This window comes from Fulvivirga imtechensis AK7, assembly GCF_000331535.1.
Lineage (GTDB): Bacteria > Bacteroidota > Bacteroidia > Cytophagales > Cyclobacteriaceae > Fulvivirga > Fulvivirga imtechensis.
Genome location: NZ_AMZN01000023.1, coordinates 1 through 22,943, shown reverse-complemented (window position 1 = coordinate 22,943; position 22,943 = coordinate 1). Strand labels below are relative to the sequence as shown.

The following is a 22,943-nucleotide window of genomic DNA, read 5'->3' as shown; positions in this document are numbered from 1 at the left end:
CTAATTTTTTTAAAAATAAAATTTTTGATCTAATTAATTAATTTATACTACATTTTGCTACCTTCATTTTGGCATGGCAAATTAACAACAGTTATTTTAGAAAGTTATGGCTAAAACTTTATTTCTCGCAAGGCACGCCCAGGCAATGGAAAAGCAACCCGGTGAGACCGACTTTGACCGGCAACTTAACTCGAAGGGGTTGCAAAACTCCACGAGGATGGGTATGAACTTTAGCAACAAGGATATGCAATTTGATATTATTATCAGCAGCCCTGCAGAGAGAGCGCGGTCCACTGCAACATTAATTGCAGAGCAACTAAAATATGATACGTCCAAAATACACCTGAACCCTGAGATATATGAAGCATCGGTACGTACCCTTTTACAGGTTGTCAACCAATTAAAAGACGAATGGAACACTGTGCTGCTTGTAGCACACAACCCTACAGTCAGTTATCTGGCCGAATACCTGACCAAATGGGAGATCGGAGACATGACTACCTGTGGTGTTGTACAGATAGAATTTAACTTCGACAAGTGGTCAATGTTGTCTGAAGGAACAGGCACATTCATGTCTTATGAATATCCTGATTTGCTCAACTTTTGATAAATTCTCAATACCTTAGTAGCCTAAAAACGGATCACTGCTTTTATGATTACTAAAGAGGAAATAATTGCCAATTTCGACCCCAATGCCCCGGGTGTTTCCGGAAATCTTTTCGGCTTGCCATTTAACAACGACAATGCGGAACTGATTATCATACCGGTGCCCTGGGAGGTGACCGTATCCTATAGCGCAGGCACCGCTGAGGGGCCGGAGGCTATCCTCGATGCATCTACACAGGTCGACCTCTTTATCAAAGACATCCCCGATGCCTGGAAACTGGGGATAAGCATGCTACCGGTATCGGAAAAATTTAAGGAAGAAAATCAGAAGTTTCGCGACCTTGCATCGCGATACATCAAATGGCTGGAAGAGAACGAAGAGGAATGGATATCGGATGACCTGAAAGTGATACCTACTACCATCAACGAGGTGTGTGAAAAGCTCAATATATATGTTCGGTCCCAGGCATTAAAGCAACTGGAAAAAGGAAAAATGGTGGCACTGCTCGGTGGCGACCATAGTACTCCTCTTGGCTTGATTTCCGCGCTTGCCAGTCAGCACGACAATTTCGGTATTCTACAGATAGATGCCCATGCAGATCTGCGAAAGGCCTATGAAGACTTCACCTACTCACATGCATCTATCATGTATAATGCTCTGGAAAAGGTACCGCAGGTTTCTAAGCTGGTGCAGGTAGGTATCCGCGATTTCTGTGAGGAAGAGGTAGAATATATCAATCAATCGCAGGGAAGAGTGGTGACCTTCTATGATGAAGACCTAAAAAATGCACAGCTTGAAGGCGATACCTGGGCGGCTATTTGCAAGAAAATTATTAAAAACCTGCCGAAACAAGTGTATATCAGCTTTGACATTGACGGGTTGGATCCGAAATTATGCCCGAATACCGGCACACCTGTACCTGGCGGCCTTGAGTACCACCAGGTGATCTACCTTTTCAAACAAGTGGTAAGATCAGGCAGAACGATCATAGGGTTTGATCTTAATGAGGTATCACCCGGGGAAGACGATTGGGATGCCAATGTGGGTGCACGGCTGCTTTACCAGATGGGAAATATAATGGCTGTATCTCAAGGCAAATTGAGCTTCACAGCTTAAAGCCGATCACCAGAATATCATCCGTTTGCTCTTCATTACCTTGCCATTTAACAATAGTTTGGCTAAGCGTTTGCTTTTGCTCCTGAATAGAGAGCGATTGTATTTCTTTCAGCAATTGTTTTAACCTGGCAACCATATACTTCTTACCTTTTTCACCACCAAACTGATCGGCAAAACCATCTGAAGTAAGATAAAACGTATCAGCAGCTCCAAACGGAATATGATGCTCTTCAAAGGCTGTTCCGGTAGCGAAGAGCTCCTCTCCTATGGTGCGCTTGGTACCCTTTACCTCATCAAAAACACCCTGCCGGAAGTAATACAACGGCCTGTTGGCTCCGGCAAAAATCACTTCTTCTTTTTTGAAATCCACCTTGCATAGTGCCACATCCATCCCATGATCCGTACCACTGTTAGCTCTAAGCTTCAGTACATTTCTTACCTCCGTATTCAAACGTTCCAAAATTTGGGCAGGCTCGTATATTTTTTCCCTGTTAATGATCTGCTCCAATGACGAAATACCGATAACGGTCATAAAAGCCCCGGCTACACCGTGTCCGGTACAATCTACCGCTGCCACAATATCAAAATCGTCCTTTTCTGCATACCAGAAAAAATCGCCACTAACAATGTCTTTGGGCTTAAAGTAGACAAATGACCTGGAGAGCTTCTCAGGGGTGACCTGAAATTGCAGCAAAGACCGCTGTACACTCTTGGCGTAGTCTATACTTTCTGTAATACTCTGGTTCTTATCCTGGATGATCAGCTTCTGCTGTTCAAGCGCCACATTTTGCCTCTCCAACAAATATTTATTCCTTCTTATCTGCTTGTATCGCTTTAATGTTACCAATGTGAGCCCTCCACCCAGCAATGAAATGATCACCCCGGCCAGCATTATAATATTGTCATTTTTGATACGAAGGCTTTGAAGCTGGGCTTCCATTTTTAATGCCCTGATCTCATTTTCCTTTTTCTCCAATTCATAGGCATTTTCCAGCTCTGCTATTCTTCTGGAGCTTTCCTGGTTGTACAGGCTGTCTTTGGCAAGATTATTCAGTCGCAAAAAGCTATATGCCATAAAGGTATCTCCCATTGAAAAATAGGTTTCAGCAATAGATTGATAGATGATGGCCAGCAATCTTTTATTGTCGGTTTCCTGTACGAGTGAAACCGCCTCATTAAAACGATCCAATGCAGCCTGGAAGCTTCCCCGCACCTTATGGATGGTACCTATATTATGCAGTGCGTTAGCCTGACCGTTGAGATCATTATTTATACGCTCAAGATCAAGGGCGCTTTCATAATAAGCCATTGCCGCATCATACTTGCCCTTGCTAAAAAATATATTACCAATATTATTGAAAGGAACGAAAGCCTGGGAATTATCTTCCAACTCTTCATATAGCTCCAATGACCGGAGATAATATTTAAGCGCCTCATCATATTGACCTTGCGCTTCATAGACATTACCGATGTTATTGGTAGTGCCAATGGCCCGTAAGGTGTGCCCAATGCTTACAAACTGGTCGTTAGCTTTGTTGAAATTTTCAAGTGCCTTTGAATATTCACCTTTCAGAGAATATACCGTGCCTATGTTGCTATAAGTGTAGGCTATCGCATCTGTAAACTTATTTTTCTCCTGTATCTGCAAAGCTTTAAAGTAATGCTCCAGGGCCCCATCCAGATCTCCCTTGTTCTTATGTAGAACCCCAATATTATTATAAGATGAAGCCATGCCGCTTTGATCCCCGATCTCCCCAGCCAGTTCCAGGGCGTTCCGGGTATATTCCAATGCTTTCGCAGGATCGTTATTCAGGTATTGTTTATAAAGTTCATTCAGGAGAATTACCTTCTCCTTGTCTGAGGCTTGTTCTGATCGTTGTTGAAGACTATCAATTGTCGGATTTACGACAGGAAATTGAATAAACAGAAATAAAATGGCAGATAAAAAAATAGTCATTTAGGTTAGCGTTTTAGTACGCCTGTTACATTAAAAGTTAAGCAAATTTGCAAATTATTCCTTTATGAGCGTGAATAATTTATATCTTAGCGATCTTACAAAATACACATGTTTTGAAATATTTAGAAAACCTGATCATTAATTTCGCCAATTGGATATGGGGTATGCCGCTTCTTTTCCTGCTAATGGGCGGAGGTTTGTTCTTTATAATATACTCGCGTTTCATTCCTTTCAAATATTTCTTTCATGCTATCAATGTACTGAGGGGGAAATATGATAACCCTGATGATCCCGGGCAGATCAACCACTTTGAGGCATTATCTACTGCGCTGGCTGCAACAGTGGGCATGGGCAATATTAGTGGTGTCGCAGTCGCCATTGCCGTAGGTGGCCCCGGGGCTATTTTCTGGATGTGGGTGAGCGCTTTTGTGGGCATGGCCACAAAGTTTTTCACATGTACACTATCAATTTTGTACCGTGGGAAGGATTCAGCCGGAGAGGTTCAGGGTGGACCGATGTACGTAATCGTAGAAGGCTTAGGCAAGAGCTGGAGGCCATTGGCGGTGATGTTTGCTGTGTTTGGCCTTATAGGATGCCTCCCCATATTTCAGGCTAACCAGCTTACACAGGCTATTCAGGATATTGTACTTATTCCGAACGGGATCACCGGCAAGATGGTACATTATGGGCCGATACATTTCAACACCACAGACCTGTTTATCGGCTTGGGAATACTGGCATTTATCTCACTAGTGATCTTTGGAGGTATTAAGCGAATAGGCAAGGTAGCCGGCAAAATGGTACCGGGAATGGTTGTGCTATATTTCGTGTCAGTGGTGATAATATTAATAATGAATATCTCCGAAGTACCTCATTACCTGGAATTGATCATTACCAATGCTTTTACTGCCGACAACTACAACGGAGATGCCCTTTTCGGTGGTGCACTGGGCGGATTAATAGTTTTAGGTACCAGAAGAGCAGCTTTCTCCAATGAAGCAGGTATTGGTACAGCGCCTATGGCACATGGCGCCGCAAAAACCATGGAGCCTGTGCGCGAAGGACTGGTGGCCATGCTGGGCCCATTTATCGATACTATTGTTGTATGTACGCTTACCGCTATGACCATATTGATCACGGGGGTGTGGCAGACTTCCGATAGCAATGGAGTAACCCTTACAGCAAATGCATTTCAATCTGCCTTCCCTGGTTTCGGCCATTATATTCTGATGGTCTGTATATTAATTTTTGCTATTACTTCACTATTCTCCTATTCTTACTATGGAACGAAATGTATGAGCTTCCTGATAGGCGCTGACAAAGCTCATTACTACAACTATATCTATGTATTCACTGTACTTTATGGAGCTGTTTCCTCTCTGGCAGCGATAATAAGCCTGATTGATTCAGCCTTTGCATTAATGTCCATACCTACAGTTATATCTGCCCTTTTACTGGCGCCAAAAGTAAAAAAGGCCGCAAATGAATATTTTGACAGGTTAAAATCAGGTCAATAAAAGGTGAACAACAGCAGATAAAACTGTATCACGTTGGTATGCAGGATATTTCTGATTTATTTTATAAATTGATAGTAGATTGTGAAGATCATGAAAAGATTGTTAATGGCTTTGGTTTTAAGTGCTGCTACCTTCCAGGGTTACGGACAGGGGTGCAGCGATGCGGGCTTTTGTACTATGGGTGCTATGCGTCCCAGTCAGGTATACAGCCAAAAGATCAATTTTAAACTTCGGGCATTAGAGGTCAATCAATATCGCGGGACAACAAAGATCACTCCCGTAATCAATGTGACAACGCTTGACTTTACTTTTGGAATTACGGAAAAAACGTCATTCCAGGTAAAAATTCCATATCAGTGGGTAAATGGTAACCTGGGAGAAACCTCCTCCCTGGGAGATATTTCCTACAGTGTAACATCCAACATCAAGTCAACCGAAAAATATCATATCAACGCTACATTGGGAGGTAAAATACCTACGAATAATTCCACTCTTGAGGCAAGCAATGAATTTACATCGTTTCAGGACGCGGAGCTTCCCATGTACTACCAAACCAGCCTGGGCACCTGGGATGTAGTAGCCGGGGCTGCTTTCATTAGCAAAAAATGGATGTTTGCAGCAGGTGTACAAGTGCCTGTGGTGCATAACAACGATAACGATTTTCGTTTTGAAGAATGGACCGGTTACCCCAGCGAGGATTATTTGCGCCATAACCACCTGGCCAACGACCTGAAAAGAGGCACTGATGTAATGCTTCGTGCCGAAAGGGCGTTCCATTTTTCTAATTTGGACATTCGGATAGGCCTATTGCCTATTTTCAGAATAACCAAAGATCAAATTCGCGACATTGATACCAATGAAATGGTGAAACTGGACAATACCACGGGTATGGCGTTGTCTGCTATTTTGGGTGTTGCTTACCACTTCAACACTTTCCACTCTGTAAAGCTGCTGATCGGCCGTAAAATTACTGACCGTGATGTAAATGTAGATGGCCTGACCCGTGAGGATGTCGCTTCTTTGGCTTATGTAATCAGATTCTGATATGCACTACCGCCTCTTGTTCATCCTCCTTTTCACTGCCGCTTGTTTACAGGCACAGACCAATTGCAATCAGTTGAGAACGCTGCTGGAAAATGGTGACATTGAAACTGCTGTAGAAGCCATAAGAGAAATTAAGACTCCGGAGGCTGCCTGCAATATTGTGATCGGTGAGGTCTACCTGCAAAAGGGAAGGAATGATCTCGCGATGCAATTCTTCGAAAAGGCGCTTCAGCAATCAAAAAAAGACACAGAAGATCAGGCTGCAGCCTTAAATAACCTGGGACTGGTTTTTTGGAATACCGGTAATTATTATGAGGCAAAGGAGTATATCCTTCAGGCGCTGAATATTCGAAAAAAGATCTACGGAAATACTCATGAAAAAATTGCTGCCTCCTACAACGATCTGGGTCTTGTATCAACAGATGAAGATGCCGCCCTGGAAAATTACGAAAAATCCCTTGCCATATATGAGAAGCTATATCAAAGCAAAGAGCATAGAAAAATAGCACAGTCAAAAACTAACATCGGCATCATTTATCGTCAGATGGAGTTTTATGGCGATGCTCAAAACCATTTCAATGACGCTCTTAAAATATGGCAATCCCTCCACCCGGAAGGCCACCCCAATGAAGGCTTTATACTTACCAATATCGGCAGAACTTATCAACTTCTGGGTGACATGGATGCGGCCGAACTCCACTATGGAAAGGCTCTGGCCATTTACAAAAAACACTATGGTCAGAAGCATCCCGAAGTGGCCAGCACCTATAACCTTATTGGTAACATATACAATATCAGAGGCAAGTTCGAAGAGGCTATTGGTGAATACCAGCGGGCTCTGATCGCTAATTCCATTTATTTTGATGATCAAAACATTGAAACCAATCCTTCTGTGAATCAATATTTCAATGCCAATACCCTTCTTAACTCGTTGTACTACAAGGCTCAGGCTTTTGAAGACTTGCACCTGAGCTACTCTCTAAAATTCAAAGACCTGAAGTACAGCCTCAGCACGTTGCAATCTGCCGATAGTTTAATAGATAACCTGAGGCAGATAAGTACTAATGAAGCGGACAAGCTAGCCCTGGGGGAGGTAGCCTCTCAGGTGTATGAAAACGGTGTAAGGCTATGTCACTACATGGCTGAGGTTTCTGTAAAAAAAGACCCTTACTACGAATTGTCATTCTATTTTGCAGAAAAGAGCAAAGCGGCTGTGCTTCTGGAAGCCATTTCTAATGCCTCGGCAAAATCGTATGCAAATATACCGGATGAAAAATTGGCTGAAGAAAGTGAGCTGCAATCCGAAATAGCTTATTACGAACAAAAGTTGGCGCAAAAGCCTGATGAAGAAACTGAAAAGCGCTATCGCCAGCAGTTGTTTGAGCTAAAACAGCGCTATTCCCGCTTTGTACAATCTCTAGAAACGGAGTATCCTCAATACTTCAATCTAAAGTACAATGTACACATACCAACGGTTAAGGAAATACAAAAAGGTATGGGTGAGCAAACCAGCCTGATCAGCTACTTTATCGCTGACCGAAATCAAAGGCTTTATATTTATCAGATGACCAAAGATAAGTTCCGGGCAGACAATGTACCTCAAACAGAGAATTTTAACAGGTATATCAGTGGACTGAGAAACAGCATTTACTTTAAAGATGATGATGTATACCACTTTACGGCAAGTCAATTGTATAACATTTTGTTCCCTGCTACTCCTGGCAAAAACATTAAGTCCCTTGTGGTTATACCATCCGGGCGTCTGGGAACTATTCCTTTCGAGGCACTTCTTACAAAATCCTCCAAGTCTGCCTTAGATTACAGCAGTAATAACTATCTGGCTAAAGGGTATGCGGTTAGTTATCAGTATGCCGCGGCCCTTTATATTCAGAATAAAAACAAGCCTTTGTCCGAAGGAAAGAGTAATGCTCTACTCTGTGCACCCGTCACTTTTAAGAATTTGAGCGACCTGCCTGCCACCAATGATGAAGTAAATAAGCTTCAAAATATCTTTACAGGCAAAAGCATAGATCCTGAGATTTTGTTAGAAGCAGATGCCAGTGAAGCGCTTATCCGGTCAAAAGACCTGAGCCTGTACCGGTACCTGCACTTTGCTACTCATGGGGTTGTCAATGAAACCAACCCCGCTTTGTCCAGAATTTTTCTGAAAGAAACGTCCGACCATGACGGAAATCTCTACTCAGGTGAGATCTATAATCTGAAATTAGAAGCCGATCTGGTCACTTTGTCAGCTTGCGAAACCGGCCTCGGTAAAATATCTAAAGGCGAGGGCATTATTGGTCTCTCGCGAGCCCTGCTCTATGCCGGGGCAAATAATGTAGTGGTTTCGTTATGGAATGTTGCTGACGCTTCAACCTCTGATCTTATGACCAGTTTTTACAACAATCTCTCAGGGGCCAATTTCAGCCAAGCCTTGCAAAAAGCCAAACTGGATATGATCAATAGCTCATCAGAATATAGCAAGCCATATTATTGGGCACCTTTTGTACTTATTGGAGAGTAACCAGACAGCAGGAAAGTCTCCGTTGACCTGGGATAAAAATGCTTCCAGAGTCGAAAGAATTCGATGCAGCAATATTATTCATACCGCAAAGCATCCACAGGATTTACCCGGGCGGCTTTAATGGTTTGAAAACTTACTGTGACAAGAGCCGACAGGATCACCAAACCGCCTGCGGCAACAAATATCCACAGCCCAATCTGTTCTCTATAAGCAAACCCATTTAACCACTTGTCCATGCCATAGTAAGTAAGCGGAACAGCCACAATTATGGAGATGATAATAAGCTTGATAAAGTCCTTCGAAAGCAGGAAAAAGATACCACCATTAGATGATCCCAATGTTTTCCTGATGCCTATCTCCTTTGTCTTTTGCTGTGCGGTATACGCAGACAGCCCGAACAGGCCCAGGCATCCTACAATAATGGCAATAACTGCAAAAGAAGCTGCCAATTTCCCAAACTGTTGCTCATTTTCATACTGGCGATTAAAATAGTCATCAAGAAAGAAGTACTCAAACGGATTACCCGGGAAGGCCTTTGCCCAACTGGCTTTCACATGCTCAATGGCCTGATCAATATTCTTGGTGTCAATCTTTATGGAATAGAACTCGCCCCCATAAAGTGTGCAGTAAAAAGCAATAGGATCTTTGGCCTTCTGCAGCGACTCCTGATGGTAGTCATTGACTACACCTACCACTATTGGATGCCACTGAAAATCTGATATAGACAACGTTTGCCCCACAGCCTCTTCCGGTGTTTTAAACCCCAAAAGTTTTGCTGCTGAGCTTGTCAATATAATAGAAGTATCCGGATCACTGGTATAATCGGGAGAAAAGGGCCTGCCGGCCAGAAGTGTCATACCAAACACATCGATAAAATGGTGGTCCATACTATTAATGCGGAGCGTTACAGCATCGGCATCACCCCGGCCATATCTTTTTATAGCAGTTTTATATTCCCTCTTCTTACCGGGTATGGTTACGGAGGTGGCTATCCCTTTTACATCAGGGTTTGTAAGTACCTCATCTCTGAATACATCAACATTAGACGAATAAACGGTCCTATCTTTTGGCGCCACGCCAGGTCTCTCTACCACCAGCACCTGATCTATATTCATTCCAATATTCCTGTTCATCATGTACGACAACTGATTATATACTATAATGGTACCGGCAATAAGTGTCACGGAAGCTACAAACTGAAAAATTACCAGTGATTTGCGTAAGAATGACCCTTTTCCGGAAGTTCTTAATGCGCCTTTCAAGACACTTACCGGCTTAAATGATGATAAAAAGAATGAAGGGTAAAAACCGGAAAGCAATGATCCCGCCATCCATATCAGAAAACAGCTTGCGAGAAACCATGGCTGGAAAAGTTGCGAAAAGGTGAGTGAAAGCCCGGAAGTAGCATTGAACAGCGGCAAGGCCAGGGTTACAATACCAAACGATAGCAACAAAGCTACCAGGTTTAGTATGGCAGACTCAATGAGGAACTGGCGCATAAGCTGCTCTTTTGATGCACCGATCGATTTCCTGACCCCTACTTCTTTGGCTCTCTCCATGGCCTTAGCGGTTGCCAGGTTAATATAGTTAACCCAGGCAATCACCAGTATAAAAAAAGCGATCAGCCCCAGAGAGTAGACATTACTTCCATTGCCGTTCGCCTCAGCCTCGTCTGCAAGTTGGGAATATAGATGAATGTCTGCCAGAGGCTGCAGCTTTAAAATATCCTTCCGGTTGCCCGCCTCCTTATCCGGCTCATGTTTGCGGATTATTGATGGTAGCTTGCCCTCCACCTCAGCAGGATTAGCTCCGGGCTCCAAAGCTACATAGGTATACATGTCCTTCCGCTGCCAGGATCCATCATACCTGCCGGGAGCCCAATCGCCCCTGTTAAACAATGTTTTATAAGAAAAGAGCACGTCAAACTTCAAGTGAGTATTTTCAGGCAGATCCTTAAATACTCCCGTTACTTTACATAGTTCATCATTAAAATCATCATCCTGCAGACGGAGCATCTTCCCTATGGGATCCTCATTACCGAAGTACATTTTCGCATATTTTTCGGAAATGACAGCCGAGAGCGGCTCCGCAAGGGCTGTTTTTGCATCACCATGTATCATGTCATATCCAAACATGGGCAAAAAGGAAGAGTCGGCATACAAAAAGTGTCTGTGCTTATACTTCACCGGTCCGTTTGGCGCATCTTCATAGGTGATCACCAAATTATTCTTATACCCCATGTTATACAATCTTGCAAAGCTCGTTACCTCAGGAAGCTCAGCCTTCAGAGCAGGCCCCACAGCCGGGTAGTTTTCGGCCGAAGCGGTCACCAACTCTCCGTTGAGGTATTGCTTGAGTGTAACCCGGTAAATATTCTCCACTCCGGGCACAAACTTATCATAGCTCAACTCAAAATGAACATATTGAATGATCAACTGAAAAGCTGCAATTCCTATGGCCAGGCCAAGAATATTAACAAAAGAGAAGATCTTATTTTTAAGGATACTCCTTAGGGCGACTTTGAGGTAGTTTTTAACCATAACTATTTATTTTGAGTTACAGAAAAGACTCTACTAATCTAAAAAGGTTACGGGGCGGTTGGGTTATTCTATAAATTAATATGTCGTTCCCGGATTTTCAAGAGAATGTAAGATTTAGTTCCACCGTTGTTACAGGTAGTTATTGGCTATAGAAAATATGCTGCCAGTACAACTCCCACATAATAAGCCAGAAAAGCGGCCAGTCCTCCGAGCGCCAGCGTTTCCAGTATACCCACCGACACCCTCTTTTGTGTAACAATGCTTTTCAGATAACCAACAATGACCAATGCCAACCCGGTGGCGATACAGGAGGTAAGGAAAAGCTTGTCTTTATCAATATCAACAAAAACTGCCATCACATAGGAAAGCAATGGAATAACACCCACCAGGTTGAATGATAAAAAGGTTGCGCCTGCTGTTTTATACGGGGTTTTATCGTCTTTAGTCATTTCCAGTTCCTCTTTCATCATGGTATCCACCCACACATCTTTGTCAGCAGTAATTACGGCTACTACCTGCTCCAATAGCTCTCCCTTAAAACCTTTAGCGGCATATATATCGCGTATCTCCTGTACTTCCCGGTTTCTGAGGTTTTCTATCTCCCAGTACTCTATAGCTTTGTGTTTTTCAAAATTGTCCCGTTCGGCTTTCACTGAAAAGAAATTTCCTACAGACATTGAAAAACCATCTGCGATAAGATTGGCAAAGCCGAAAATCAACACCCAATACAGGTCAGCGTTAGCTCCTGCCGCCCCGGCAACTACCGCAAAGGTGGTTATGGCGCCATCAATTCCTCCGTAAACAAATTCCGAAATATAGTTTTTATCGAAAAGCCATAGCTTTCCTTCCTGATGCAGCCTACTCTCAGAAATTGCCTGTTTCATAACGTCAGGTCTTTTAAATCCCATTGGACATGTGAATTATAACCAATGTGACCACTTTCAACGCTCAGAGGGGAAGGAATGTTATTATAATAAAGCTGTCCGGTGCCTAAGCCCTGGTAGCTGATTGCCTTTAGATGCACCGCCAACTGGCAGATGGCGTTCAGCCCAATGTTAGATTCAAGCGCTGAGGTAAGCCACCATCCGATGTTCATAGCAGCAGCAATTTCAACCCACTCTATGCAGGATCTTATGCCACCTGCCAGAGTTGGTTTCAGTATTATATAATGGGGCCTGATTTCGCGAAGCAGCGCCTCTTTCTCACTTTTATTATATACACCTATCAATTCTTCATCCAAGGCTATCCCAATGGGTGATTGCTCGCAAAGCTTGCGCATTGCTTCAGGTTGTCCTGCTTTTATTGGTTGTTCTATTGAATGAATTTTATATTTACTCAGGGTGTGCAACTGACTAAGAGCTTCTTCCACTTTAAATGCTCCGTTAGCATCTACCCTTATCAACAGTTCCTTTTGGTAATATTTTCTACGTACGTAATCCAGAATATCACACTCCTTCTCAAAATCCATAGATCCGATCTTCATTTTTATGCAGTCAAACCCAGCCGCCACCTTATCCGTGATCTGCAACAACATGGAGTCGGTATGCCCCATCCATATAAGGCCATTGATAGGGATCTTCAGGCCACTACTGGTAAAGGCATTTTTAAAGATGATCCGCTCTCCTCCATTCAGCAGGTCGAGCAGTGCAGTCTCCAATGCAAAACGTACCGATGGAAAATCCCTCCCTGCCAGTTCCTTGGCAATCTGGTATATTTCCTCTTCACTCTTTGGATGCTCCCTGCCTTCAAGGGTCCGAAGGATGATAGCCAGTTGCTGGTGCATGTCTTCCCGATCATCAATGCTGAGTTTTTTAAGCGGTCCCGCTTCTCCCAAACCAAATATCTTCGGATTAGCCTCATCCCAAACCTTGATGAACCACGTTTCCTTCTCTCTCAGCACACCACGCGAGGTGCCGGCATCAAACTTAAACTCCAATGTGTAGGGTTGAAAGGATGTTTTTAACGGCATAGTGTTGGTTTAGTGTGCCACAATTTGAAAGAATTATCCCAGTTAATCAATACCCTCGCCCTATATTTGCACTATGTTGGATAAAGAACTGCCTGAAATACGGTTACAAGACTACAAATACGACCTGCCCGAGGAAAGAATAGCAAAGTTTCCATTAAAAGAACGTAAGGATTCCAAACTGCTCGTCTACCAGACAGGAAATATTGAACATACTCATTTCCACCAGTTGGAAAAGCACATCCCGGAAAATACCTCCTTGTTCTTTAACGATACCCGTGTGATCCCTGCACGCCTGCATTTTAAAAAAGAGACCGGGGCACATATTGAAGTATTTTTACTAGAGCCGGTATCACCCACCAGGGATGTAGCCCAATCTATGTGGGTAAAAGACAATTGTCAGTGGAAATGCTTGGTAGGCAATCTTAAAAAATGGAAGGATGATCAGGCGCTCACCCTCATTCTTCCCGTTGGGAATGAAGAAGTAACACTAAAAGCCTTTGTGGCAGACCGAAGCCTACAGCTAGTTACCTTTGAATGGAGTGGTGACCACACATTTGTTGATATCATACAAGCAGCCGGTAAGATACCGCTCCCCCCGTATATCAACAGGGAAGTAAGTGATGAGGACAAGGAACGATACCAAACCATTTATTCACACCATGCCGGGGCTGTGGCTGCTCCGACTGCAGGCCTGCATTTCAGTGACCAGATACTCAAAAACCTGAAGGCTAAAGGTGTTTCGTTAAATTACTTAACGCTGCATGTAAGTGCGGGCACATTTCAACCGGTAAAGGAAGAAAATGTGCTTCATCACCCCATGCATTCTGAACAAATAGTGGTAACCATGGACAACATCGATGCGCTGCTTTCCAATGATCAGGTTATTGCGGTAGGCACAACTTCCATGCGTACATTGGAAAGCCTGTATTGGTACGGAGTAAAGATATTGTTAAAAAAGGATGCCAAATTCATCATTGAAAAGCTTCTCCCCTACGAGTTTGACTGCGCCAGGCTTCCTGAACCGCAGGAAGCTTTCAAAGTTATTAAGCGCTGGATGCAGCAGAATAACCTGCATACTATCATCGGAAACACAGAGATATTCATTTTCCCGGGATATGAATTCAAAGTATGTAAAGGACTGATTACGAACTACCACCTGCCCGGCTCAACACTCATTTTATTAGTTGCTGCTTTTATTGGTGAAGACTGGAGAAAAGTTTATAAGGAAGCTTTAGATAATGAATATCGGTTTTTGAGCTATGGGGATAGTTCGTTGTTGATGCCTTGAACTATTACGAGGCTGTAATTCAAACGAATAATGAAACCCAAATCAAAAATATCATCTTAAACTATGATTGATATGGTTAGCTTTGATCATAATTTGAGATGTCTTTATAAGTCTTAAACAACGATATTGCATACAAATTTTAATTCGGAATTATAAAACATCAAAAAATTATTCTATTTTGCATTATGTATATTTGAAGGTTGGATTATAATGATAGATGACAGAGGCACCCAAAACCTAGGTATTCCGTCAGTTCTTATTAATACACATAAATGCAACTACTAGGAATAATCAGAAATCGCAAGATCTATCACGTCCAGACCAGAAACAATCCGGATTGGAGCAAATTGCTACCCAAAAGTAATTGGATAGCGCTCACTGTAGCCCATGAAGGTGATGAAGAATTGATTCCAATCGTTGCTAATGCTTGTTTGGATAGAAATGCCTCATATATATGTTGTTCAGGCGAGTTATCGAAGCTATCCGAAGAATATTTTGATGAGGAAATTGCCTGGTCTGCTGTTGAAGTACCGTCTATACTCGAAACTTCACCAATCACTACATCTCACCACAACCTGGAAGAGGGCTTCTGGTTTGCTTCAACAATTGCAGACACAGACCGCTACACGGTGGACACAGTGGTATGTATCGATTTGACCGAAGTGAAGGTAAAAGATTTGTTGTGTAAATTGATCGAGCAAATCAATATAGGTTGGATACCACCGGACTGATCAGAAATTCATATTATTCACAAAGAAGCCACTTTGTTTTCCCCTGATCTTGCAAACCAATATTGGAGCTAAACACCCTCAAACCAAATAAATAACCCTCCACCGTTGTATTGTACTTCCGCTATCATAAAACTCATTTAATCACAAAAAACTTACAAATGTTGGACTCCATGATCTTAGTCCTCAATTCTTTTTCTCTTATAACACAAAATTATTATATTGTAGCTTATCCATCCGCAATATGAAATCACAAAATCCTATAAGTATTATAATATTCACTTCACTTGTTTTATTTTCCTGCTCTAATACAACTGAAAATAAAACAGTACCGGGCGCCCCGGAAAAGCACAGCGTTATCAGATTTTATTTTGCCCCTTCATTAACTAAACCGCTTTTAAATGATAAAGCTGACGAGCTGATCCATTTCCTGGGGAAGGAAACAAATCTTCATATTGAGCCTGTAATTCCCAGAGATCATGAAACAATGATCCATGATTTCGGTAGTGGCAAAGCTCATATAGGTATGATGAACACGCTAAGCTTCATTGCCGCTGTAAATAAATATGATGTTAATGCCAGATTAAAATCTGTTAAGTACGGAGAAACCAGCTATAGAGGGCAAATTATTGCCAATGCTGACAAGAATGTCAACACCATTGAGGATATAGCAGGTAAGCGCTTTGCTTTCACCAACCGTAATTCTACATCCGGCTACTTATATCCGGCAAAAATACTGAAGGCCAAAGGAGTGAAACCCGGAGAGATCCTGTATGGTAAAGAACATGATTCAGTAGTGGAAATGGTATATAATGGTACAGCAGATGCAGGCGCCACTTATTATTCGGAGCCCGGACCGAACGGGCAAATTCGTGATGCCAGGGCCCTCCTACTGCATAAATATCCTGATATTCAGGAAAAGGTAAAGATCATAGATCTCACAGAGCCTATACCCAATGATCCATTGGTGTTTAGTAACGAGTTACCTGAAGATCTGGTAAGTCAGATTTGCCAGGCCATGATCAAGTTTTCAAAGACCGCTGAGGGCAAAAAGTTACTGACTGCACTATACGGAACGGAAGGTTTTGTGAAATGTACCAATGAAGATTATCAAGCGATGTTTGAAGCGATCGAAAAAGAGTAACTTGAAGTTTTCTTACAAACACTAACTAAACTTTCCGGGCTTCAATCGGCTGAGCTCCTCTTTGTCCTCCTGCACCCCCGGATAGATTGGAAATGGTTGTAATTTTCAGTTAAAGTCCGATGAATACTGTATGGAATACTGTCGGGATCAGTATTTTTGCGACAAGCATAACGCAGACATTGATGTTTCTTAGAGACACTAAATAGAAATTTCAAGTAAAGAACTCATTAAATTGAATCAAAGATTAGCACACATTTCGATAGTAGTAGAAGACTATGATGAGGCCATCGCTTTTTATACTCAAAAACTTAAATTTGATTTATTAGAGGACACCAGGTTAACTGAAGCAAAGCGTTGGGTACTGGTAAAACCGAAAGGCCCACAAGGGTGCGGTCTGCTGCTGGCAAAAGCAGCCAGTGAAGAGCAGAAAAGCCGGGTTGGAAATCAAACCGGAGGGCGCGTGTTCCTCTTCTTACACACTGACGATTTCGATAGGGATTACCAAAATCTGCTTGAACAAAAAATTGAAATCGTGAGAGAACCATCAAACGAGCCCTATGGCAAGGTGGCGGTATTTGAAGACCTATATGGCAACTTATGGGATTTGATCGAGCCAACCGGGCCAATAGAAGACCAGCCTCCCCTCTAATCAAACCTCTCTCCTAAGGACTACTCCATGCATAAATTTTTCACATTCCTCCTGAACGAAAACCAATCAGACTGTGAAAGGCATAGCCGTAACTCAACGTGAGTTCGATATAAAACGCTTAAAAATAAACGGCATCCTATCCCGAAGGCTTTAAGGCTTTGGGGAGAAGGATCGACTCTACGTGCATTCAGCATCTTATATTTCCGCATAGAGTAGCCGTTGAGGAGTGGGCAATTCTACTGAGCAAGTATTTCAGCCTGTTTTGGGTGAGGTGTAAAACAAGCCCAACTTTTGACTTCTCAGGTCCCCAATTTTTTCACCTGGATCCTTGATGAACATAACTTGAGAATACGGCTTATTGAATTGAAAAAGGAAATTGCAGAAAGAAGGGTTGAATGTACAACCTCGCTTACTCCAATTAACCCTGACTAATGTTTTTCCGTAGGTATTGTAATATCCATCATCGAAAATAAATCATTGAGTAAACGACAAAAAATTACCCTATTCTTCATACTTATCCTTGTCGCAGGCTTTCTGCTTCCGCAGCACTGCATCATGCCTGTAAAAGGGGCAACAAGCAAAGACTACAATGGCCAATCATTTTGGTATTATCCCTGGGGCAGGTCTGTGACACATAAGGGGGTAGATATCTTCGCTTCTGGTGGCACTCCCGTACATTCTTCAACACCGGGTTTGGTGATTTATGCAGGCTCAGTAAAGGTTGGAGGAAATGTCGTTCTCGTGCTGGGCCCGAAATGGCGATTGCACTATTATGCTCATCTTGAAAAAATAAATACTTCTACTTTTTCATGGCTCACCAGCCGTGACATGATCGGCACCGTGGGTACCAGTGGCAATGCTACCGGAAAGCCGCCTCACCTGCATTATTCCATAGTCACACCCTTACCATATGTATGGCGAATTGATGGTGACAGGCAAGGATGGAAGAAAATGTTCTACCTTAACCCAATTGAATATTTAAGTGAAGCTGTCCGGTGATCTGAGAAAAAAGGAGAGCTATAACCTCGAGCCTGAAAATTATTATGAGACTCGTAAGACTACTGACATACTGCTGTCACTCGAGGTTATTTTCTTTACATTCGCAACGGCTATTTCAGGACTATGAAAGCAGATGTCCACACAAGGCCTGAACACCTGGCTGCCGCACACACATTCATTATAAATAAAAAATACTTGTCAATTTTTCGGTTGTTCGCAAGAGCTCAACCATGCAGATTTGCTTAAAAAAACTAAACAATGAGGAATTATTTAACATTTAAAAACCTGCACCTTCAGTCAACCCCACTTCTTCTGGCTAATGTTTGGGACGTTAATAGCGCTAAAACAATGGAAGATCTGGGATTTAGTGCGTTAGGTACTTCAAGCGCTGCCGTTGCTCACACCCTCGGATATGAAGACGGAGAAGAAATGCCATTTGAAGAGCTTCTCTTCATGGTTAAGAAAATAGCCGCTAAGGTGACTATACCATTTACCGTAGATATAGAAGGCGGATACGACAGAGATATATCAGGCATAGTAAGCAACATAAAAAAACTTCACGACATAGGCGCCTTTGGTATTAACATTGAAGACTCTGTGATAGAAAATGGACGTAAAATACTGCCTGCTGATGATTTCGGACAAAAAATAGCAGCAATAAAGAAGCTCCTTCATGAGCAACAAACAGACATATTTGTAAATGTAAGAACAGATACCTACCTGCTACCCGTTCCTGAGGCTTTGGCTGAAACAAAAAAAAGAGTACGCATCTACGAAGAGGCCGGAGCGGATGGAGTGTTTGTCCCCTGCATTGTGAATAGTGGCGACATAAAAGAAATTGTCAGCAACACCGGCTTACCGGTGAATGTAATGTGTATGCCTGATCTGCCCGCATTTAATGAACTGGCACAACTTGGCGTGAAAAGGATAAGCATGGGAAATTTTGTACATTCTCATATGGCGAATAAGCTAAAAGAGACCGCTGAGGCAATAAAGGTGTATCAGTCGTTTAAACCATTGTTCTGACATGCTGGTAGCAGAGAATAAGAAGATCCAGCGTTTCTTCCAGGCGCTTATAGATAGAGACAGCCAATATCTGGGTAGCTTTTATGTATGTGTAAAAACAACAGGTGTGTTCTGCATCTCTACATGCAGAGCACGTAAACCGAAGCTGGAAAATGTGTTGTTTTTTACCACTTCTCAGGAAGCGCTTCAACATGGTTTTCGACCATGCAAAGTATGTAGGCCAACTGAGCATGTGGATGAGCCGCCCGGGGAAATAAAGAAGCTGATTAAGATGGTCTCAGACCAACCCGACAGAAAAATAACAGACGGTGATATCAGGAGATTTGGGCACAGTCCCGAGAACATCCGAAGGTGGTTTAAAAAGCATCACGGCATTACCTTTCAGGCCTATCAACGGATGATCAGGATCAATAGTGCCTTCCAAGGCCTGAAGCATGGCACCAGGGTAACTGAAAGTGCCTTCGATTCAGGGTATGAATCGCTTAGCGGCTTTGGTTACGCCTTTAAGAATATTATTGGAGTAGCACCGGAAGAGGCAGAAAACCAAAATGTCATCTATATCGACAGGTTCTCAACCCCTCTTGGGCCAATGTTCATATGCGCTACAGATGAAGGTATCTGCCTGCTTGAGTTTACCGATCGCAGGATGCTCGAATTTGAATTTAAAGACCTGGCCAAACGATTAAAGGGTGTTATGCTTGCCGGAAAGAACGATCATATAAAAGAAGCCAGAAAGCAAGTGTTGGAGTATTTTAATGGATCCAGAAAAGATTTTGATCTACCCCTGATAATACCAGGCACAACATTTCAGCAAAAGGTATGGCACCAGTTAACGGACATTCCTTATGGAGGCACCAGAAGCTATAAGGAACAGGCAATGGCTATCAATCAGCCTAACGCTATCAGGGCAGTGGCACGTGCCAATGGCTTCAACAGGCTTTCTATCATTATACCGTGCCATCGTGTAATAGGTTCTGATGGCCAGTTGACTGGTTATGGAGGTGGACTACCTCGCAAAAAATGGCTACTGGAGCATGAAGCAAAATATTCAAATCAATAGGGACAGGTAGGTTTGATTTTGTATTGAGTTAATTCACCCTCTGGGGCTAAATGTCTCTTAGCTTGACGGCTATGGAGCGTGCCACGGGGAGGAATCGAAGCAATCTCCTCTTAATGCACGCCAAAGAAGAGGAGATTGCCACATTTCGCCACCAATGACAAGCTTTAATAACGTTCTGATAGTCAATGAATTATTCAATTCACCACCTACCGTCATCCCGGATTAAACGTAGTGAAGATCCGGGATCTCCTCGCTACTGGCTGTGACTGAACTTCAGCCTCTGCCAACAGCTCAGGGGGATCCTGAATATTTTCTCCGTTGCTCTACGAAAATTCCAGGATGACGTGATGGTTTAGTTGTTTGACACCTACCGATGACGTATTATTCAACATGTTTGATTTGTAACAAGTTGATATCCCATTTCTTTCGCTGCAGTTTTGCAACAGAACAATTCGTCATCTCATTTTGTGCATTTTGTGAAAAATGTTAAGTCTCGGGATGACGATAAATTGTGAGTTTTCTTAGAGACACTAAATAATTTAAACTATCAGAAAATGCTACCAAATGTCCCCGACTTTAGTTATTTTAAAGCAAGGGTGCTAAACAACAAGGGGTCAGATGAAAATAAGTCCGATACCAGAAAATGAGAAGGAAAGGTTGGCTGCCATTCGTAGATACCATATACTGGATACGGAAAACGAGCAGGACTTTGATGATATTGTTCATCTGGCAGCACTGGTATGCAACACCTCAATGGCGCTTATCACGTTGTTGGACGAAGACCGTCAATGGTTTAAGGCGAGAAAAGGATTAAACCTTAAAGAAACCCCGAGAGACATTTCCTTTTGTGCCCACGCAATCCATTATAATGATATTTTCATGGTGGAAGATGCTCTTCTGGATGACAGGTTTGCTGATAACCCACTGGTCAGCGGAGAGCCAAATATCCGCTTTTATGCCGGAATGCCCCTGGTTACCACCGATGGGTACAAATTAGGAACATTATCTGTACTGGATAATAAGCCGGGGAAGCTGAATGATGAGCAACTTGACTCTCTCAGAAAGCTTGCAAAACAAGTTGTAAATCTACTCAACCTCAAATATAATATTCTGCTGCTCAGGGAAAGTAACAAAAAGATAGAACAACTTGAGAGAATAAAGGCGGAAAAATCAATACAATATGCAGAGGAAAAGTATCATCAGATATTTCAAAATTCGCTTGAAGGTATTTTTCAGGCTACTCCAATGTGGCGCCTGCTGATGGCCAATCCATCTATGGTTAAAATGTTTGGGTTTAAGACTTCTGACGAAATGATCACTACCATAGCAGATTTCAGCCAATTGTTGTATGCTGATCCTCAAAAAAGGTCGTATTTCGCCAGTCAGTTGAAAACCAAAGGGGCGGCTAAAAGTGTTGAAATAAAAGTTAAGAAAAAAAGTAACAAAACACTCTGGGTCCGCGCCAACATACATACTGTAAAGGATGATGAAGGGAGCATTTTGCACTATGAGGGTACATTGGAAGACATCACCGAAAGAAAGCAGGCCGAGGAAAGATTGAAAGTCCAGTTTGAAGAACTCCAAAAGACCAACCACGAACTCGACCGGTTTGTTTATAGTGTATCGCATGACCTGCGCGCCCCGTTAACTACACTATCCGGGCTGATCAATATTGCAGAACTAGAGGAGCTGTCACCCTCGCATCAGCAATATCTGCAGATGATGCGAAGCTGTATTAGCCGACTTGATTATTTCATTAAAGACATTTTGAATTATTCACAAAACAGCCGGGTAGATATTCAAAACGAACAGATCAACTTTTATAAGCTCCTCAATGAAACCGAAGAAACCTTGCAGAATATGCCTGGCGCAGAACGCATAACAATTAATATAGAGATACAAGATGACATTCCTTTCTACTCCGATAGCAATCGCATCAGAGTACTATTGCACAACCTCCTGTCAAATGCCATCAAATATCAGGATACGGAAAAGAAATTCTCATTGGTATTTCTGAGAATTGAAACTTCTGCAAAAAAGGCCAGCATTATAGCAAAAGATAATGGCATTGGTATTGAAAAACGTCACCTGGAACGGATATTTGATCTTTTTTACAGAGCATCACACCATTCCAAAGGCTCTGGTCTAGGCCTGTACATCACTAAGGAAACCGTATCCAAGCTGCAAGGTAAAATTAAAGTGAATTCCGAACTGGGCAAATTCACTACGTTCGAAATTGAGATACCGAACATGACCCCTGTAACACCAGATAAAGAGTACAAAACCAATAAAATCAGAAGATAAAATGAAGATTGTTGGCTCACATAGACAATAATAATCTTTAGCCTCTCCAAAACTGCAGCCGAAAAACCAAAACAAACACCAATAAGCCTGCCTGGGAAACCGTTCTTCAATTAAAACATCAGTTTTCAGGATTTTCTTCTATTCTCTTGCACTTTTTGATTAGGATATCTTCCAACAGTCACTCGGGTATCCATAGTGACTAAACAGGTTTGGGTTAAGAAGAAGAAGTATAGTTCTAAACTCGCCTCAGCCGAATGGTAAGAAACGTTTGATTAAATAGTGGCTTTAAGAAAACGTTAAGGTCAAGGCTTGTGAAGTGCCAAAAAGCGGAGTCCCGTACAGTTGTTACAGTTGTCGGGAAGAACATTTTTGGGGCGAGCATAACGCAGACATTGACGTTTTCTTAGAGACACTACTTAATAAGAGCATCAGTTGAGTTAACGCTGTTACATAACCAAACCCGTTTTGCTG

At 42.5% G+C, this 22,943-nt stretch carries 17 protein-coding genes; 13 read left to right on the top strand and 4 right to left on the bottom strand.

Annotation, left to right across the window (positions count from 1 at the left end; genetic code table 11):
* The first annotated feature begins 106 nt into the window (after positions 1–106).
* Positions 107–607 (top strand): SixA phosphatase family protein, encoded by a 501-nt coding sequence (locus C900_RS06975; RefSeq protein ID WP_009579002.1) that lies wholly within the window; start codon positions 107–109, stop codon positions 605–607.
* 45 nt (positions 608–652) lie between these two features.
* The gene (locus tag C900_RS06970) at positions 653–1,723 is read left to right on the top strand and encodes an agmatinase family protein (RefSeq protein ID WP_009579001.1); all 1,071 of its coding nucleotides are present in this window, start codon (positions 653–655) and stop codon (positions 1,721–1,723) included.
* Here C900_RS06970 and C900_RS06965 read toward each other — a convergent pair.
* Positions 1,713–3,680 (bottom strand): tetratricopeptide repeat protein, encoded by a 1,968-nt coding sequence (locus C900_RS06965; RefSeq protein WP_009579000.1) that lies wholly within the window; start codon positions 3,678–3,680, stop codon positions 1,713–1,715. The genes C900_RS06970 and C900_RS06965 overlap by 11 nt on opposite strands.
* Positions 3,681–3,793: 113 nt before the next feature.
* Between C900_RS06965 and C900_RS06960 the strand changes: the two genes are divergently transcribed.
* The 3 genes from C900_RS06960 (at position 3,794) to C900_RS06950 (ending at position 8,765) form a co-directional block, all read left to right on the top strand.
* The gene (locus C900_RS06960) at positions 3,794–5,197 is read left to right on the top strand and encodes an alanine/glycine:cation symporter family protein (RefSeq protein WP_009578999.1); all 1,404 of its coding nucleotides are present in this window, start codon (positions 3,794–3,796) and stop codon (positions 5,195–5,197) included.
* A 90-nt stretch (positions 5,198–5,287) separates the two neighbouring features.
* The gene (locus C900_RS06955; RefSeq protein ID WP_157493927.1) at positions 5,288–6,241 is read left to right on the top strand and encodes a hypothetical protein; all 954 of its coding nucleotides are present in this window, start codon (positions 5,288–5,290) and stop codon (positions 6,239–6,241) included.
* A gap of 1 nt (position 6,242) precedes the next feature.
* Positions 6,243–8,765: a CHAT domain-containing protein gene (locus tag C900_RS06950; RefSeq protein ID WP_009578997.1), complete on the top strand. Its 2,523-nt coding sequence runs from the start codon at positions 6,243–6,245 to the stop codon at positions 8,763–8,765.
* 74 nt (positions 8,766–8,839) lie between these two features.
* Here the strand turns inward: C900_RS06950 and C900_RS06945 are convergent, their stop codons facing one another.
* The 3 genes from C900_RS06945 to C900_RS06935 form a co-directional block, all read right to left on the bottom strand.
* The gene (locus C900_RS06945; RefSeq protein ID WP_009578996.1) at positions 8,840–11,305 is read right to left on the bottom strand and encodes an ABC transporter permease; all 2,466 of its coding nucleotides are present in this window, start codon (positions 11,303–11,305) and stop codon (positions 8,840–8,842) included.
* 146 nt (positions 11,306–11,451) lie between these two features.
* Complete coding sequence (locus tag C900_RS06940) at positions 11,452–12,189, bottom strand: VIT1/CCC1 transporter family protein (protein WP_009578995.1); 738 nt, start codon at positions 12,187–12,189, stop codon at positions 11,452–11,454.
* On the bottom strand, positions 12,186–13,274 hold the full coding sequence (locus C900_RS06935; RefSeq protein ID WP_009578994.1) for an o-succinylbenzoate synthase: 1,089 nt from the start codon (positions 13,272–13,274) through the stop codon (positions 12,186–12,188). Before C900_RS06935 ends, C900_RS06940 begins: the two co-directional genes overlap by 4 nt.
* A gap of 73 nt (positions 13,275–13,347) precedes the next feature.
* Between C900_RS06935 and C900_RS06930 the strand changes: the two genes are divergently transcribed.
* The 8 genes from C900_RS06930 to C900_RS28185 all read left to right on the top strand — a co-directional run bounded on the left by C900_RS06930 (position 13,348) and on the right by C900_RS28185 (position 22,472).
* The gene (locus C900_RS06930) at positions 13,348–14,562 is read left to right on the top strand and encodes an S-adenosylmethionine:tRNA ribosyltransferase-isomerase (protein WP_009578993.1); all 1,215 of its coding nucleotides are present in this window, start codon (positions 13,348–13,350) and stop codon (positions 14,560–14,562) included.
* A gap of 272 nt (positions 14,563–14,834) precedes the next feature.
* Positions 14,835–15,293, top strand: coding sequence for a hypothetical protein (locus tag C900_RS06925; RefSeq protein ID WP_009578992.1), 459 nt, complete (start codon positions 14,835–14,837; stop codon positions 15,291–15,293).
* Positions 15,294–15,534: 241 nt separating this feature from the next.
* Entirely contained in the window at positions 15,535–16,434 is a 900-nt protein-coding gene (locus C900_RS06920; protein ID WP_009578991.1) for a phosphate/phosphite/phosphonate ABC transporter substrate-binding protein, read from the top strand.
* 232 nt (positions 16,435–16,666) lie between these two features.
* Positions 16,667–17,083, top strand: coding sequence for a VOC family protein (locus tag C900_RS06915; protein WP_009578990.1), 417 nt, complete (start codon positions 16,667–16,669; stop codon positions 17,081–17,083).
* Positions 17,084–17,560: 477 nt separating this feature from the next.
* Positions 17,561–18,082 (top strand): M23 family metallopeptidase, encoded by a 522-nt coding sequence (locus C900_RS06910; RefSeq protein WP_040495993.1) that lies wholly within the window; start codon positions 17,561–17,563, stop codon positions 18,080–18,082.
* 258 nt (positions 18,083–18,340) lie between these two features.
* The gene (locus tag C900_RS06905; protein ID WP_009578986.1) at positions 18,341–19,108 is read left to right on the top strand and encodes an isocitrate lyase/PEP mutase family protein; all 768 of its coding nucleotides are present in this window, start codon (positions 18,341–18,343) and stop codon (positions 19,106–19,108) included.
* 1 nt (position 19,109) lies between these two features.
* Positions 19,110–20,168, top strand: a complete 1,059-nt coding sequence (locus C900_RS06900) for a bifunctional transcriptional activator/DNA repair enzyme AdaA (RefSeq protein ID WP_009578985.1) — start codon at positions 19,110–19,112, stop codon at positions 20,166–20,168.
* A 618-nt stretch (positions 20,169–20,786) separates the two neighbouring features.
* On the top strand, positions 20,787–22,472 hold the full coding sequence (locus tag C900_RS28185; protein WP_009578984.1) for a sensor histidine kinase: 1,686 nt from the start codon (positions 20,787–20,789) through the stop codon (positions 22,470–22,472).
* Positions 22,473–22,943: the final 471 nt, after the last annotated feature.